This window comes from Pseudomonas sp. G7(2022), assembly GCF_052660475.1.
The window spans coordinates 3,601,334-3,617,648 of sequence record NZ_CP109659.1 but is presented as its reverse complement, the minus strand read 5'-3'; the positions used below and the strand labels follow the sequence as shown (position 1 = coordinate 3,617,648).

Annotated in this window: 15 protein-coding genes; 7 read left to right on the top strand and 8 right to left on the bottom strand. The window is 60.5% G+C overall.

Annotation, left to right across the window (positions count from 1 at the left end):
• Positions 1-7 precede the first annotated feature (7 nt).
• Positions 8-457: a winged helix-turn-helix transcriptional regulator gene (locus NE357_RS16220; protein WP_169430720.1), complete on the top strand. Its 450-nt coding sequence runs from the start codon at positions 8-10 to the stop codon at positions 455-457.
• 148 nt (positions 458-605) lie between these two features.
• The gene (locus NE357_RS16215) at positions 606-1,154 is read left to right on the top strand and encodes a hypothetical protein (protein WP_169430719.1); all 549 of its coding nucleotides are present in this window, start codon (positions 606-608) and stop codon (positions 1,152-1,154) included.
• Positions 1,155-1,231: 77 nt separating this feature from the next.
• Here NE357_RS16215 and NE357_RS16210 read toward each other — a convergent pair whose 3' ends face one another.
• A complete protein-coding gene (locus NE357_RS16210) occupies positions 1,232-2,275 on the bottom strand; it encodes an LLM class flavin-dependent oxidoreductase (RefSeq protein ID WP_169430718.1) in 1,044 nt (347 codons plus the stop codon).
• A gap of 67 nt (positions 2,276-2,342) precedes the next feature.
• The gene (locus tag NE357_RS16205; protein ID WP_169430717.1) at positions 2,343-2,828 is read right to left on the bottom strand and encodes a flavin reductase family protein; all 486 of its coding nucleotides are present in this window, start codon (positions 2,826-2,828) and stop codon (positions 2,343-2,345) included.
• Between the two features lie 325 nt (positions 2,829-3,153).
• Here NE357_RS16205 and NE357_RS16200 point away from each other — a divergent pair, with 325 nt between their 5' ends.
• Positions 3,154-4,560 carry a purine-cytosine permease family protein gene (locus NE357_RS16200; RefSeq protein ID WP_169430716.1) on the top strand — a complete coding sequence of 469 codons (1,407 nt, stop codon included), beginning with the start codon at positions 3,154-3,156 and terminating at the stop codon, positions 4,558-4,560.
• A gap of 251 nt (positions 4,561-4,811) precedes the next feature.
• On the top strand, positions 4,812-5,912 hold the full coding sequence (locus NE357_RS16195; RefSeq protein WP_169430715.1) for a polyamine ABC transporter substrate-binding protein: 1,101 nt from the start codon (positions 4,812-4,814) through the stop codon (positions 5,910-5,912).
• 42 nt (positions 5,913-5,954) lie between these two features.
• Here the strand turns inward: NE357_RS16195 and NE357_RS16190 are convergent, their stop codons facing one another.
• A complete protein-coding gene (locus tag NE357_RS16190; protein ID WP_169430714.1) occupies positions 5,955-6,932 on the bottom strand; it encodes a TerC family protein in 978 nt (325 codons plus the stop codon).
• A gap of 159 nt (positions 6,933-7,091) precedes the next feature.
• On the opposite strand from NE357_RS16190, the gene NE357_RS16185 reads away from it, so the two are divergent.
• Entirely contained in the window at positions 7,092-8,075 is a 984-nt protein-coding gene (locus NE357_RS16185) for a Dyp-type peroxidase (protein WP_432760309.1), read from the top strand.
• 35 nt (positions 8,076-8,110) lie between these two features.
• On the opposite strand, the gene NE357_RS16180 is transcribed toward NE357_RS16185, so the two are convergent.
• Together NE357_RS16180 and NE357_RS16175 are read right to left on the bottom strand one after the other, a co-directional pair.
• Entirely contained in the window at positions 8,111-9,823 is a 1,713-nt protein-coding gene (locus NE357_RS16180; protein ID WP_169430713.1) for an amidase, read from the bottom strand.
• 138 nt (positions 9,824-9,961) lie between these two features.
• Positions 9,962-10,750, bottom strand: coding sequence for an AraC family transcriptional regulator (locus NE357_RS16175; protein WP_169430712.1), 789 nt, complete (start codon positions 10,748-10,750; stop codon positions 9,962-9,964).
• Positions 10,751-10,834: 84 nt separating this feature from the next.
• Between NE357_RS16175 and NE357_RS16170 the strand changes: the two genes are divergently transcribed.
• Positions 10,835-11,833 carry a bile acid:sodium symporter family protein gene (locus tag NE357_RS16170; protein ID WP_169430711.1) on the top strand — a complete coding sequence of 333 codons (999 nt, stop codon included), beginning with the start codon at positions 10,835-10,837 and terminating at the stop codon, positions 11,831-11,833.
• Between the two features lie 15 nt (positions 11,834-11,848).
• Here the strand turns inward: NE357_RS16170 and NE357_RS16165 are convergent, their stop codons facing one another.
• A complete protein-coding gene (locus tag NE357_RS16165; RefSeq protein ID WP_169430710.1) occupies positions 11,849-12,454 on the bottom strand; it encodes a LuxR C-terminal-related transcriptional regulator in 606 nt (201 codons plus the stop codon).
• 115 nt (positions 12,455-12,569) lie between these two features.
• Between NE357_RS16165 and NE357_RS16160 the strand changes: the two genes are divergently transcribed.
• Entirely contained in the window at positions 12,570-14,207 is a 1,638-nt protein-coding gene (locus tag NE357_RS16160) for an ATP-binding response regulator (RefSeq protein ID WP_169430709.1), read from the top strand.
• Here the strand turns inward: NE357_RS16160 and yecR are convergent.
• The gene (gene yecR / locus NE357_RS16155) at positions 14,179-14,487 is read right to left on the bottom strand and encodes a YecR family lipoprotein (protein WP_007950440.1); all 309 of its coding nucleotides are present in this window, start codon (positions 14,485-14,487) and stop codon (positions 14,179-14,181) included. The two genes, NE357_RS16160 and yecR, sit on opposite strands and share 29 nt — an antisense overlap.
• 60 nt (positions 14,488-14,547) lie before the next feature.
• Positions 14,548-14,862, bottom strand: coding sequence for a hypothetical protein (locus NE357_RS16150; RefSeq protein ID WP_039766904.1), 315 nt, complete (start codon positions 14,860-14,862; stop codon positions 14,548-14,550).
• Positions 14,863-16,315: the final 1,453 nt, after the last annotated feature.

Genomic DNA, 16,315 nt, shown 5'->3' with positions numbered 1-16,315 from the left:
ACCCGAAATGAAGCGCAAAAGCCTTGCAGGCAATGCCTGTCCGGTTGCCCGTACGCTGGACCTGATCGGCGACTGGTGGTCGTTGCTGATCATCCGCGATGCACTGGAAGGCATTTGTCGTTTCAGCGATTTCGAGAAGAGCCTGGAAATCGCCAAGAACATGTTGAGCGTGCGGCTCAAAGGACTGGTGGAACGCGACATCCTGCGCCTGGTGCCGGCGTCCGATGGCAGCGCCTACAAGGAATACGTGCTGACGGAAAAGGGCCGGGCGTTGCAAACCGTGATTGTTGCGCTGTCGCAGTGGGGCGGGGAACACCTGTTCGCGCCAGGCGAGTCGGGCTCGGTGATGGTCGATGCGCAGAAGGGGCAACCGATCCGCAAGCTTGAGTTGATGTCAGCCGATGGTCGAGTGCTTGCGCCGCAGGACGTGGCGACGAAATTGGGCGTTGAGCACTGATTTCGGCCGCTGGCCTGATTGACGGTGCGTATCTGCATCGCCAGGGTGCTGAATCGATGGATTGACGTCAAAATAGTGGCTATCTAATATCGCGCCGCTACTTTGATAACACTTTTGTACTGTTGCGCTGATTAGGGAAGATTCATACGTGAACAAACGTGCACTCGCCACTTTGACCTTGGCGTTCGCGCTTGCAGGCTGCCATTCCAACGTTCGGGACTCGTCTCCCAATCTGCTGAAAGACGGTGTCCAGTTGCATCAGAATACAGTGGCGGTCGATGCGCAGCACGCCAAGGTTGTGATGAAAGCGTCGGGCTCGACGATTCCGGTGGAGTTTTCGATCCGTCGTGCAGACGATCCCGACCGCCGCATGGAGGAGGTGGGAACCGTTGTGGATTCGGGGCGAGGCCAGGTGTTCGGCTGGATTGCCAAGCTCAACGAAGTGGGCAACAGCGCAGTGGCCAAACGCTTCCCGCAACTGGAAACCCAGGCCGATGCGGATAAGACGCTTGAAGTATCGGGCTATGCAAATGGCCCTCGCACCGGCGTTCTCCATACCTGCGGGCCAGTGAGCAATTCGTTTACGCCAGAGCGCGGCAAAACCTATCTGGTGGAGTTTCAATTCATTGGCGACAACTGCGTGCAACATGTCTTCGACATTACCCGTCCCGAAAAGCGTATTCCTGTGAAGAGCTGACCTGCGGAATCGGAACCTGGATACGAAACGCAAACGCCCCGAACATCTCGGGGCGTTTTCATATGCCAGGCGCAGGTTTATCTGAACGCCGGCACCACATGCTTGATAAACAGTTCCAGCGACTTCTTCTTCTGCGCATGCGGCAAGCTGTTGTCACACCAGAAGCTGAACTCATCCACCCCCAGTTCCTGGTAGTACTTGATGCGCGGAATGATCTCTTCCGGCGTGCCGATCATGGCGGTCTTGTGCAGGCTCTCCAGCTCAAATTCCGGACGCCCGGCAAATTTCTCTTCCGGGCTCGGGGCGAGGAAGCCGTTGACCGGCACTTCCTTGTTGCCGAACCACGCATCGAACGTGCGGTAGAAACGTGAGATGGCTTTGGCGCCCACCTTCCAGCCTTCCGGGTCATCCACTGAATGCACGTGGGTGTGGCGCAGCACCATCAATTGCGGACGCGGCACATCGGGGTTGTTGTCCAGCGCCGTCTGGAACTTGTTTTTCAAGTCGAGGACTTCTTCGTCACCCTTCATCAACGGCGTGACCATCACATTGCAGCCGTTGGCCACGGCGAAGTTGTGCGAGTCCGGGTCGCGGGCGGCAATCCACATCGGCGGGTTGGGCTTCTGGATCGGTTTCGGCACGCTGGTGGAGGTGGGGAATTTCCAGATCTCGCCGTTGTGGGCGTAGTCGCCTTGCCACAGGGCGCGGACCACCGGGACCATTTCCCGCAGCGCCTGGCCGCCGGATGAGGCAGGCATGCCGCCAGCCATGCGGTCGAATTCCACCTGATAGGCGCCACGGGCCAGGCCGACTTCCATCCGGCCGTTGCTGATCACGTCGAGCAAGGCGCATTCGCCGGCCACCCGCAGCGGGTGCCAGAACGGCGCGATGATGGTGCCGGCGCCCAGGTGAATGGTGGTGGTCTTGGCGGCGAGGTAGGCCAGCAACGGCATCGGGCTCGGCGAGATGGTGTATTCCATGGCGTGGTGTTCGCCGATCCACACAGTGCTGAAACCGCCGGCCTCGGCCATCAACGTCAGTTCGGTCAGGTCTTCGAACAGTTGACGGTGGCTGACGTTTTCGTCCCAGCGTTCCATGTGTACGAACAGGGAAAATTTCATGACGCTACCTCGAATCTCTTGTGGTCGGCCGGTCGCATGCAGGCCTGTTTAAGTGCAATCGTGGGGATCAGGCGAAGGCGGGCAGGGCGCCCATCTTGCCGTGGCAATACACCAGCGGGCCGGCGTCCTGTTGAGGGACGATGAGGTTTTTCACCGCGCCGACCATGATCGCGTGGTCGCCACCTTCGTATTCGCGCCACAGCTCACATTCGATGATAGCTGTCGCGTTGGCCAGGATTGGATTGCCCAGTTCGCTCAGCGTCCACTCGATGCCCTGCGCCTTGTCCTTGCCTTTGCGGGCGAACGCATAGGCTTCGCTCTGCTGGCCGCCGGACAGTACGTGAATGGCAAAACGTCGGTTCTTGATCAGGACGGGATAGGAATCGGAGCTGTAATTGGGGCAGAACAGCACCAGGGCCGGATCCATCGACAGCGAACTGAAGGCGCTGGCGGTGAGGCCGACGATCTGGCCGTCGTCATCAAGTGTAGTGATGACGGTGACGCCGGACGGGAACGAGCCCATGACTTGTTTGTAGACGGCAGCATCGATCATTGGTCAATCCTCGAGTGCGGTGAAGCGTGTTTTTATTCGTTTGTGGGTCTGATGGTATACCGTAATACATCGATTGCAAGCGCTTTTTTGGTGAAACGATAAACGTGGTTCACCCGTCGGAAACTCAATATTTACGGGCCTTTCGTCTAGCCGTAAAGCCTGGCTATCAGGGAGGATGCCGGATCAGATGCCGTCGTAAACAGCGGATCAGTCTTGTGAAAATGTTGGAATACCATAATATGGTGTTCGTCTGGGGGGCAGCCACGAAGCACCCCCGGTTTGGCTTCATACAACGATAAGAACAGACCCAATCGAGTTCATTTTTATGTCCCAGATGTCCCGGCAAGATCCGTTGATCGAGAATCACACGGTCGACTACGTCCCACTCGCGGAACGCCACGGGAAGGCCCGCGACCTTTTCACCCTTTGGTTCAGCACCAACATTGCGCCACTGCCCATCGTCACCGGCGCCATGGTGGTCCAGGTGTTTCATCTCGACCTGTTCTGGGGGCTGCTGGCGATTGCGCTGGGGCACATGATCGGCGGTGTGGTGATTGCTTTGGCGTCGGCACAGGGACCGCGCATGGGCATTCCGCAGATGGTCCAGAGTCGTGGCCAGTTCGGGCGCTACGGTGCGCTGTTGATCGTGTTCTTCGCGGCGATCATCTATATCGGTTTTTTCATTTCCAACATCGTGCTGGCCGGCAAATCCATCGTCGGCATTGCGCCGTCGGTGCCGGCGCCGCTGAGCATTCTGATCGGCGCCCTCAGCGCCACGGCCATCGGCGTGATCGGCTACAACTTCATCCACACGCTGAACCGCATCGGTACCTGGGTGATGGGTAGCGCGTTGCTGGCCGGGTTCATCTACATCTTTGCCCATGACTTGCCGGCCGACTTCTTCACTCGTGGCAGCTTCAATCTGTCGGGTTGGCTGGCGACGGTGTCGCTGGGGATCATCTGGCAGATCAGCTTCTCGCCGTACGTGTCCGACTATTCGCGCTACCTGCCGGCGGACATCGGTATCAGCAAGCCGTTTATCGCGACTTATCTGGGCGCAACGCTGGGCACGATTCTGTCGTTCACCTTCGGTGCGGTGGCGGTGCTGGCGACCCCCGAAGGCACCGAAGCGATGGCGGCGGTCAAGCAGTCCACCGGTTGGCTGGGGCCGATTCTGATGGTGTTGTTCCTGCTCAACATCATCAGCCACAACGCGCTGAATCTGTATGGCGCGGTGTTGTCGATCATCACCTCGATCCAGACCTTCGCCAGCCGTTGGACGCCGAGCATCAAGGTGCGGGTGGTGCTGTCGAGTGTGGTGTTGGCGGGTTGCTGCGTGGTGGCGCTGGGCGCGTCGGCGGACTTCATTTCCGAGTTCATCGGATTGATTCTGGCGTTGCTGCTGGTCCTGGTGCCGTGGGCGTCGATCAACCTGATCGACTTCTACCTGATCAAACGCGGCCGCTACGACATCGCCTCGATCTTCCGTGCCGATGGCGGGATCTACGGGCGTTTCAATCTGCACGCGATCATTGCCTATTTCATCGGCATCATCGTGCAGCTGCCGTTCGCCAATACCTCGTTGTACGTCGGCCCTTACGCCAACCTGGTGGAAGGCGCGGACCTGTCATGGCTGGTCGGCCTGCTCGTGACCTGCCCGTTGTATTACTGCCTGGCGACTCGCGGGCACACTCAGAAGAGCACGGCGACGCGGCTGGGCTATACCGACTGATCGCTCGCAGGCTGTTCAACAACGCCCGGCACTTTGCCGGGCGTTGTCGTTTGAGCATTCGGGCGGTCACGCAAATTGGCCAGATCGATCCCCTTTTGGCCAACCGGCTACTGTGCTGCGGCTACGCTGTCGGCAAGAATCGAAGCCACAACTAAATGCTGCACCTTCCTTGCCCTTGGCTGACCTGACAGCCGCTGCCGTGTACAGAACATAAAAACCATCGACTCACGCCGCATTCGGGGAAACACAACATGGTCACGATGAAACGCATTCTGGGCGCTACTGTTTGCGGTTTGACGCTGCTGGCCGGCGCCGCACACGCCGAGCAGCGCGAACTGCGGGTATACAACTGGGCGGACTACATCCTGCCGTCGGTGCCCAAGGACTTCGCCGCCAAAAGCAACATCAAAGTGACCTGGGACACCTTCGACACCAACGAATCCCTCGAAGCCAAACTGCTGACCGGCAACTCCGGCTACGACCTGGTGGTGCCGTCGAACCAGTTCCTCGATACCCAGATCAAGGCCGGTGTATTCCAGAAACTCGACAAGTCCAGGCTACCGAACTGGAGTCACCAGGACCCGGCGCTGCTCAAGTTGCTCGACGCCAATGATCCCGGCAATCAGTACGGCGTGCCCTACATGGTCGGCACGGTGCTGATCGGTTTCAACCCGGCCAAAGTCAAGGCTGCGCTCGGCGAGAATGCGCCGGTGGACAGCTGGGATCTGGTGTTCAAACCCGAAAACATGGAAAAACTGAAATCCTGCGGCGTGGCGATGCTCGATTCACCATCGGAAATCCTGCCGCTGGCCTTGCATTATCTCGGTCTGGACCCGAACAGCCAGAACCCGGCCGACTATGAGAAAGCCAAGGACCTGATGCTCAAGGTTCGTCCCTATGTCACCTACTTCAACTCGGCCAAGTACATGACCGACATCGCCAACGGCGACATCTGTGTGGCCATCGGTTATTCCGGCAGCTTCTACCAGTTCGGCAACCGCGCCAAAGAGGCGAAGAACGGCGTGGTGGTCGACTGGCGCCTGCCGAAGGAAGGCGCGCCGATCTGGTTCGATACCTTCGCCATTCCGAAGAGCGCCAAAAACGTCGAGGAGGCCCACGAGTTCCTCAACACGCTGCTGGATCCGAAAGTGATTGCGTCGATCAGCGACTTCCTCGGCTACCCGAATGCCAACAAGGATTCGCTGCCGCTGATCAACAAGGAAATCACCGGCAACCCGAACCTGACACCGACCAGCGAAGCGTTGAAGACACTGTACGTGGTGCAACCGTTGCCGCAGAAACTGGAGCGGGTGCGGACCCGGGTGTGGACCAGCATCAAGTCGGATAAATAAGCTCAAGGTCGCGGGAGCGAATCACATTCGCTCCCGCGGCCGTTATTTCGCCTGACTTTCTTCAGGCGACTTGTCCTTCGTCAGGATCAGACTCAGCAACACCGATGTCAGAATTACCCCGCCGACAATCGCCAGTGACCATTCCACCGGCGTGTGAAACCACGGCATCACCGTCATTTTGCCGCCGATGAACACCAGTACCAGCGCCAGTCCGTACTTGAGCAGATGAAAGCGGTCGGCCATGTCCGCCAGCAAAAAGTACAGCGCCCGCAGACCCATGATCGCGAAGATGTTCGAGGTGAAAATGATGAACGGATCGGTGGTCACCGCGAAAATCGCCGGGATGCTGTCGACCGCAAACATCAAGTCGCTGGCCTCGATCAGCACCAATACCAGAAACATCGGCGTAGCCCAGCGCACACCGTTTTGCCGCACAAAAAAGCGCTCGCCATGGAAGCTATGGGTGATGCGTAAGTGTCCACGAGCCCAACGCACAATCGGATTTTTTTCCAGATCCGGCTTCTGATCGGCGAACATCAACATCTTGATCCCGGTAATGATCAGGAACACACCGAACACATATAGCAGCCACGTGAACTGCGACACCAGCCAAACACCGGCGAAGATCATCGCCGCGCGCATCACGATCGCTCCCAATACGCCGTACAGCAGCACCCGGCGCTGCAACTCCGGCGGCACGGCGAAGTAGCTGAAGATCATCACGAAAATGAACATGTTGTCGATCGACAGCGACTGCTCGATCAGGTAACCGGTGAGGAATTCCAGGGTCTTGACCTTGGCGATTTCGGGCCCGAATTCGCCGTTGAGGTACCACCAGAGCAACCCGGCGAAGGCCATCGCCAGCATGCACCAGGCGATCACCCAGGCTGAGGCTTCACGTACCGAAACCCGATGTGCCTTGCGCCCACCGAAGACGAACAGGTCAACGGCCAGCATGGCGAGGACAAAAACGATGAAGGCGACCCACATCCAGGGTTCGCCGATGTTGATGGGGTGCATGCCGTTCTCCCTGTCTTTATGTTTTTCGGGGTAGACGGGGCCATGCTAGTGGGAGCCTTCCGGCAAAGAAAAATCGTTTATTTCGTGGGTATTGTTCGTGAATAACGAAGTGTCGGACGACTCGGGCAGAGCGAGGGTAATACTTCATTCAACACTTCTTTGCTAACCTCGCTGTCGAGTCAGTCCACCACTCCGGGAGCTACGATCATCGACACGCCAGATCCTCAAGCCGTCTGCAGCCCGATCACCAGTGCTGCCATATTCATCGTGGCGACCCTCAACGCCGAGACTGAGGCCACCGAAAAAGTCCGTGGCTGGTGCGCCGATGTCGCCGGCCTGACGCGCTCGGTCGGCAAGCGTGTCCCTTCTGGAAACTTGTCCTGCGTTTGCGGGTTTTCTTCCAGCGCGTGGGATCGTCTGTTCGGCAGTCCACGCCCCGCGTCATTGCATGACTTTCGCGAGTTTGGCGTAGAAGGGCGGCGCGCCGTTTCCACACCGGGCGATCTGTTGCTGCACATTCGCGCCGATCAGATGGACCTGTGTTTCGAACTGGCGACGCAGCTGATGTCGGCGCTCGACGGCGCCGTTACTGTGACTGATGAAGTGCAGGGTTTCCGCTATTTCGACATGCGCAGCATCATCGGTTTTGTCGATGGCACGGAAAATCCGGTCGGCCGCAAAGCCGAGCATTTCACCCTCGTGGGCGATGAAGATCAGCCGTTCAGTGGCGGCAGTTACGTGCTGGTGCAGAAGTATCTGCACAACATGAAGGCGTGGAACGAATTGTCAGTCGAGGCCCAGGAGCGGGTAATCGGGCGCACCAAACTGTCCGATATCGAGCTGGATGACTCGGTCAAGCCGAGCAATTCCCACAGCGCCTTGACGACCATCACCAAGGACGGCGAAGAGGTGAAAATCCTGCGCGACAACATGCCGTTCGGTCGACCCGGCGCTGGGGAGTTCGGCACTTACTTCATTGGCTACGCGCGTTCGCCGGAGCCGCTGGAGCAGATGCTGGAAAACATGTTCGTCGGCAAGCCGCCGGGCAACTATGACCGGCTGCTGGACTTCAGCACGGCGGTCACCGGCAGTCTGTTCTTTGTGCCTTCGGCGGATTTACTGGAAGCGTTGGCAGAAAGATAAAGAAAAAGGCGGGATCGAAAGATCCCGCCTTTTTCTTATTTGCCGGTTGCCAGCGCTGGCGTGCGCGGCGGCACCAGACGTCTCGAACCGGTCGCCTCGAACGCCGCCGCCAGTCGCAACAGTGTCGAGTCGTCATAGGCACGTCCGGCAAACGTCAGCCCGACCGGCATGCCGATGTCGGCCATCACGCCCATCGGCACGGTGACGGTCGGGACGCCGAGGTGGCGGATCGCGAGGTTGCCGTTGGCGACCCAGATGCCGTTGCTCCAGGCGATGTCGGCCGAGGCCGGGTTGACGTCGGCGTCGGCCGGGCCCACGTCGGCGTTGGTCGGGAACAGCACGGCGTCGAGGCCGAGGCGATCCATCCAGTCTTCGAGGTCGAGCTTGCGGGTCTTCTCCAGGCCGCGCAGGCCGTCCGGCAGCGTCGGGATCTGATCCCACGGCGTGATGCCGCGCTCGGCCATGCGCACGTATTCGTCCATGCCGGCGGCGAGGTCGCCTTCACGGTTGGGCAGGGTGCCCGGGTCATGCGGAAAGATTTTCGGCCCGTCGACGTCCGCCAGACGGTTGAGTTTCGGGTCGCCGTTGGCGCGCAGGAAATCATCGAAGGCCCAGGCCGACAGATCCCACAGTTCGTGGTGCATGAACTCTTTGGAGACGATGCCGCGATTGAACACGGTCGGCGCGCCCGGGCGATCGCCTTCGCAGTTGGAGACCAGCGGGAAATCCACTTCGATGACTTCGGCACCGGCCGCTTCGAGGGCCTGGCGGGCCTGTTTCCACAAATCGATCACCGAGGCGCGGGTGTTGATGCGTTGCCCGGTCGGGCCGCCGATACCCGGTTTTTCACTGGTGCCGGCCTCGGGGTCGGCGTTGATGTACATGCGCGGCACGCCCAGGCGTTTGCCGGCCAGTGCATCACTCTTCACCGCCAGATCGAGGTAAGAAGCGGGGCGCACCGAGGCCACGCTCGGGATCGGCACCCAGGGTTGCAGGCGCCACAGGTCGCCACGGGTGTCGGTGTCTTCGGCGACCACCACGTCGAGCACTTCCAGCAGGTCGGCCATGGTGCGGGCGTAGGGCACCACCACGTCCATGGTCGGTGTCAGCGGCCAGTTGCCACGTACCGAGATCACCCCGCGCGAAGGCGTGTAGGCGCACAGGCCGTTGTTCGAGGCAGGGCCGCGACCGCTCGACCAGGTCTCTTCCGCCAGACCGAATGCCGAGAAGCTTGCAGCAGTGGCGGTGCCGGCACCGTTGGACGAGCCGGAAGCAAACGGCGCAGTCAGATAAGCGGCGTTGTACGGGCTTTCGGCCCGACCGTAGACGCCGCGTTGCATCCCGCCATTGGCCATCGGTGGCATATTGGTCTTGCCGAGGCAGATCGCGCCGCCCGCACGCAGACGCTCGATGGTGAACGCGTCGCGTTGGGCCACCAGATCGGCGAACGCCGGACTGCCGGACGCAGCGGTCAGGCCTTTGACCAGATAGCTGTCCTTGGCGGTATAGGGGATGCCGTCCAGCGGACCGAGGGTTTCGCCCTTGGCGCGACGGGCATCGGAGGCCTGGGCTTCCTTCAGGGCATCGGGGTTGCGCACGATCACCGCGTTCAGGGCGGTGGCGGTGTCCGGGCCGTCATAGGCATCGATACGCGCCAGATAGGCCTGAACCAGTTCAACTGCCGTGGTCTGGCCGGATTCGAGCGCTGCGCGCAGTTGGGCAATGGAGACTTCAGTGACTTCGATCATGCTGTTACCGCCGACAGGTTCGCTAAAGGGTGGTTGATCATTGTTATCGTCGAAACGTGTCAATCATTCTTGATGGACGAAACTCTACCCTGAAGTTTGTCCATTGGCATGTCCTAATTCGATAAATATCGACAAAAATCAGCGAAAAAATTCTCCGGGCGTCTCTCCAAACTGCTGGCGAAAGGCTGCAATGAACGCCGATGTCGAATCATAACCGCAGGCCAGAGCCACTTCGGTGACGCGTTCACCACGCTCCAGCGGCGTCAGCGCACCCAGCAAACGCAAGCGCTGGCGCCAGGCGCGGAAGGTCAGGCCGGTATCGCGCAGGAACAGCCGGCTCAGGGTTTTCTCGGTCACGCCAAACTTTTCGCTCCAGTGACTGAGTGTGGTCTGCTGTTCCGGATGCTGCTCCAGACTCTGATAGATCTGGCGCAAACGGATGTCCTGAGGCAGTGGCAGCATCAGGTCGATCTGCGGGGCTTCGGCCAATTGGTCGAGGATGACCTGCGCCAGCCGACCGTGAGGGCCGCGCTGGTCATACTCGACAGGAATCTGACTGAAGGCCCGGATCAACTCACGCAAAAGATCACTGACACCGAGTACATGACAGCGCTCCAGCGCCCAGCCCGCGACGCTGCAATCGATGTACAGGCTGCGCATTTCCGTGTGCGGCGAACTGAATACCCGATGGGGCACGCCCGCCGGAATCCACACGGCCCGCTCCGGCGGCGCAACGAAGCGGCCGGCGGCGGTCTGCACTTCGAGTACGCCCTGGATCGCGTAGGACAATTGCACCCACGGATGACTGTGGCGGCGGGTCAGGGCGCGATTGGGCAGCGATTCGGTGCGCCCGTACAACGGACGCGGCAGGCTCGGCAGCCCGGGAATGCTGCGTCTGACACTTTTGTCATGTCCTTTTGGCGGCATCTTGAGGCTCTTCGGCGTTAGTCGGTAATTTCCAGCCACGTTAGAGTCGCTTCCACGTACTGGCAACCCCCGGATGAGCAAACCATGACGCGCCCAAGATTCCTGCCCGACAACTTCACCCTGACCCTGATCGGCGTGGTGCTGCTGGCCAGCTTCCTGCCCGCCAGCGGCCAGGTCGCGGCCGGCTTCGGCTGGCTGACCAACATTGCGATTGCGCTGCTGTTTTTTCTGCACGGCGCCAAGCTGTCGCGCGAATCGATCATCGCCGGCGCCGGTCACTGGCGCCTGCATCTGCTGGTGTTCAGCCTGACCTTTGTCCTGTTCCCGTTATTGGGGCTGGCGCTCAAACCGCTGCTGTCGCCGATGATCGGTGACAACCTGTACATGGGCATGCTTTACCTTTGCGCGCTGCCGGCGACGGTGCAGTCGGCGATTGCCTTCACTTCGCTGGCCCGGGGCAACATTCCGGCGGCGATTTGCAGCGCGGCGGCGTCCAGCCTGTTCGGGATCTTTCTGACGCCATTGCTGGTGACGCTGTTGCTGAACGTGCACGGCGACGGCGGTTCGACCGTCGACGCGATCCTGAAGATCAGCGTGCAACTGCTGCTGCCGTTCATTGCCGGGCAGATCGCCCGCCGCTGGATCGGCGCCTGGGTCGGCCGTAACAAGAACTGGCTGAAATTCGTCGATCAGGGTTCGATTCTGCTGGTGGTCTACGGCGCGTTCAGTGAGGCCGTCAACGAGGGCATCTGGCATCAGATTCCGGTCATCGACCTGTTGGGGCTGGTGGTGGCCTGCTGCATCCTACTGGCGCTGGTGCTGCTGGCGTCGACGCTGCTGGGCAAGGCGTTCGGTTTCAGTCAGGAAGACCGAATCACTATTTTGTTCTGCGGCTCGAAGAAAAGCCTGGCCACCGGTGTGCCGATGGCTCAGGTGTTGTTCGCCGGCAGCACCATCGGGGTGCTGATTCTGCCCCTGATGTTGTTTCACCAGATTCAGCTGATGGTCTGCGCGGTGCTGGCGCAGCGGTATGCGAAACGGCAGGAATCAGTGCCCGAATTGATGGCGCAGGTGGATCCTTGATCACGCCTTCCAACGCTAACCCGCACCGGAATACTTGACTGCCGCCGCAGCCCGCGACGGCACGTTGAGCGCCCGCAACAACGACGACACATGAATCCGCACCGTGAACGGCGAAATATCCAGTTCACGGGCGATTTCCTTGTTGGTCTTGCCCTTGGCGATCAGCCGCAAAACCTCTTGCTGACGCGGGGTGAGGGCGGTGCCTGTGTCCAGCGGCAGCAGGCCGGACGGGGCAAACTTCACCAGAACCTCACCTTCACGAATCGCCCGGATCGCCTGACCGATCTCATCGGGGGCGATGTTCTTGCCGATGAAGCCATCGATGCCGGCGGCCATGACTTCACCGATCAACGCTTCGTCGTCGACCATCGACACCACGATCAGCGTGGTTCGCGGCAAGCGGCGGCGTAGTTCCGCGAGCTGGGTGACACAGGTCAGGCCGGGGAAGCGCAGGTCGAGGATCAAGGTGTCGGGCTCATCGCCGGCCGGCAGCAGGGCGAGCACGCTGTCGAGGTCGCCGGCTTCTTCGATCAGCGCTTGCGGCAACAGGCGCCGGACGGTGCGCATCATCGCTTCGCGAAACAGTGGATGATCGTCGGCTATGATGATTCGGCATGTCATTGCACAACCCTCCCTGGGTCAGCATTTCTCACGGCATGCACCTTAGCACCGGGCGAAGGCATTGCCTGTTGGTTCGTGTTGTTTATGACGACTGCCGCACAAGGACGTTCCCCCCATGAAGTTCGAGAAAAACACCGAGCTCGATCAGGCCAATCTACGCATCATCATCGCCAGCATCGCGCTCATTTACATGGGCGTGCTCGGCTTCTTGCCAGGGCAGCGCTTCGAGACTTACCTGCCGGTGGTCACCTACATTGCCCTGTTTTTGCTGGCCTCCGTCGGGCTGCGTCAGGCCATCGTACGTTGGCCGGGGCATTATCCTGCGCGGCGGATATTCGGCATGATCCACGATTACACCGGCACCTGCTTCGGTCTGGTGGTCGGCGGTGAGGCGGCGTTGCCCATCTATGCAGTCATGGTCTGGGTCAACCTCGGTAACGGCATGCGATATGGCTCTCGCTATCTGGCGATTGCCACGGTACTGGCGTTGCTCGCGCTACTGGCGGTCTATCGGTTGACGCCGTACTGGCAGGCGCAACCGTTCATGGTGTTGATGCTGATGATCACCAGCACGGTCATTCCGGTGTATGCGCACCTGCTGCTGGAGCGTACGCGCAAGGCCTCCGAAGAGGCAGTCGCGGCCAATTTGGAGAAGTCGCGCTTCCTGGCCCAGGCCAGCCATGACCTGCGCCAGCCGATTCATTCCATTGGTCTGTTCACGGCGTGCCTGCGCGAATCCCGGTTGGGTGAAGACGAGCGGCAATTGGTGGACAGCATCGACCGTTCGCTGCTCAACGTGTCGCAGCTTTTCCGCTCGATCCTCGATCTGTACACCCTCGATAACGGCCGGGTTCAACCCCGGATGCAAACGCTGGAACTGGGGCAGTGGCTGACGGAGCTGATTCGCCAGAACGTCGAAGCGGCGCGTTGGGCGGGTGTGGAATTACGTCTGCACCGTTGCGAGCATTGGGTGTACACGGATCCGGCCCTGCTGGCGACCATGGTGCAGAACGTGCTGTCCAACTGCTTCAAATATGGCGCGCAGCGACCGGTGCTGGTGGGCGTGCGCAGAAAAGGGACGGGGTTGGCCATCGTGGTTTATGACCGTGGCACAGGCATCGCCGAGGAGCATCTGCCCAAGGTTTTCGAGGAGTTTTATCGGGTTCGTCAATTGCGCGACAAGGACGTTGAAGGCGTGGGGCTGGGCCTTTCGATCGTCAAGCGGCTGGGGCAGATGATCGGCGTCGATGTGCGGATTCGCTCTCGACTGGGGCACGGCACGGCCGTGACGCTGCAGGGGCTGTCACAGGTGGCACCGCAGCTGCCCGTCAATCGCGACGAAGTTCGTCAGGTTGGACTGCTGACGGGGTTGAAGGTGTGTCTGGTGGAGGATGATCGCAACGTCCTGCTGGCGACGTCGGCGTTACTGGAGCGCTGGGGCTGCGTCGTGCAGGCCGAGCTGACGGGGCAGGGGCTGGTCACCGACTGCGACATCATCGTTGCCGACTATGACCTCGGTACCCACAGTACCGGCATCGAGTGCATTGATGAGGTTCGCCGTCAGCGGGGGTATGCGGTGCCGGCCATGATCATCACCGGGCATGACATCGAAAAAATCCAGGCGGCCCTGCATGACCGCCAGATTGCCATTCTGTCCAAACCGGTGCGCCCGGCCGAGCTGCGCGCGACCTTGCGTGCGCTGCGCGACCGGCAGACCGAAGCGGTCAGCGCTTACACAGATAGTCCTGCGTGATGGTGGTTTGCAGGCAGTTGTACTGGCCCATGGTGCGACAGATGTTTTTCTCCGAACCCGACACCTCGGCGCTCTTGTAGCCCCAGACCTTGCAGCGACCTTCGGCCGTCGCCAACCCTTGGGCGGCGGAGGTCTGCCCGCTTTCGAACTGGCCAAGTTCGTAGGAGACCTGGACGACGCCGTCGGTCTTGCTGCCGCCGGTGGCTTCCCATTGTTTCGGTGTGGCGCAGCCGGTGAGCACGACGGCGGCGAGGCTGAGGGTGGCGATGAGTGTTTTCATGATTGAACGCAATCCTTTACCGGATGAGAAGAGGCGTTGGAACGGTTTTGCTGCGCCGGATTACTGGTACGGAATCGGCGACGCGCCTTTGGGCAGGCAGGACAGCGGCGGCGTCATGATGCCCATGCTGGCCACCGCGATGATCGCGCCGCTGGGTAATTCGCAGTTGTACTCGCCGGCGGCGGTGTAGGCGGTGTAGTAGGTCAGTGTGCTGTCGTTGCGGATGTTGCCGATCTTGGTGACCGGTTGGCCAATGACGGTCTGGGCACGTTCGCGCATGCTGTCTTCGGTGGGTTTGGCGGTCTGGCAACCGCTGGCGCCGAGGAGCAGGGCACCGAGAACCGTAATCTTGGCGAGGCTGAGCTGCAGTTTCATGGTGTTTCTTCCTTGGTGTTGTTGTTTTTCCAGGCGCAACGATCCCGCGCACTGCTCAGCGGCAATGTCAGGGAGCGTCGGGGTTGCGAGGGAATATAACGCCAGGGATCGGGGTGGTCGATTAGCACAAATGTGCTAGAGCGGCGCAACCAGCGGCGGGCTGGTTGCGCCGATAGCGGTCATTGAGGGGTGTTGAACTGGTCTGAATAACTGCCGGTCATGAGAGCGGAAGCGACCTGGTCAGAGCCTACGCCAACGCGAGTGGACGCGAATCGACTGGCTCCCACTTTATCGCCGCCATCGGAGGCGAGGGCGCCCGCGCGGACGTGGTCGGAGCCGTCAGAAGCTACAGCGCCGGTACCGACGTGGTCGGAGCCATCAGAAGCCACCGCGCCGGCACCAACATGGTCCGAACCGTCAGAGGCCACAGCGCCGGCACCGACATGATCGGAACCGTCAGAAGCTACAGCGCCAGCGCCAACATGGTCGGAGCCGTCGGAGGCCACAGCCCCAGCGCCAACGTGATCCGAACCATCTGAAGCTACTGCACCCGCGCCCACATGATCCGAACCATCCGAAGCCACAGCCCCAGCGCCAACATGGTCGGAGCCGTCAGACGCTACAGCGCCGGCGCCAACGTGATCGGAACCATCAGAGGCGACTGCGCCAGCGCCCACATGATCAGAGCCGTCAGAAGCCACCGCGCCAGCGCCAACATGGTCTGAACCATCAGAAGCTACTGCCCCTGCGCCGACATGATTCGAACCATCCGAAGCAACCGCCCCGGCTTTGACGTGATCCGCCCCGTCAGACGCCAGCGCCTGAGCCTGCGCAGCCCAGACACTGGGCATCACCACGACCGATGCAGCGACCGCCAGGACGACGCCTGACCAAAGCTTGTGTTTCATGATTTTCTCCACGACCCATCAGCCACAAAGCATCCGAGCATTGCCCGTCATTGGTTCATCGACGGAAGGCTCGTTGGCCTGGGGTTAACCAGATTGGCGATTGGCACGGGCGCACCTCAAGGCGCACGGGTGTCGACGGTTTACAGGAAATCTGAACAGCGAACTGAAAAGTATAGTTCGCCCTTGGCGGGTGGCAGTTGGAAGGGCCCTGAAGGCGATAGTCGGTTAGCTTCCTTGCAGGCGTGCGCTAGAAAACAATCAATCTAAAAACCGCGTAGCGCACCGCAGCGGGTTTGCTAGGCTCAAGGTTGTAGGCGAAGACGCAGACTGATGCGCAAGCGGATAGCGAGGAAGCGTTGGGCGCGTTCCGAAGGGTACACGGTTAGAAAGAACCCCGCGCTGGGTTCCAGCCCTTATGCCGTGTGAAGCAGCAGAGCACATTGCCTGTACTGTGGGAGTCCTGAGAAACCTCGTAAGCCAGAGACCAGCACTGGCCGCCTACTCGAATACCAAAGCCCGCTTCGTGCGGGCTTTGACGTTTCTGC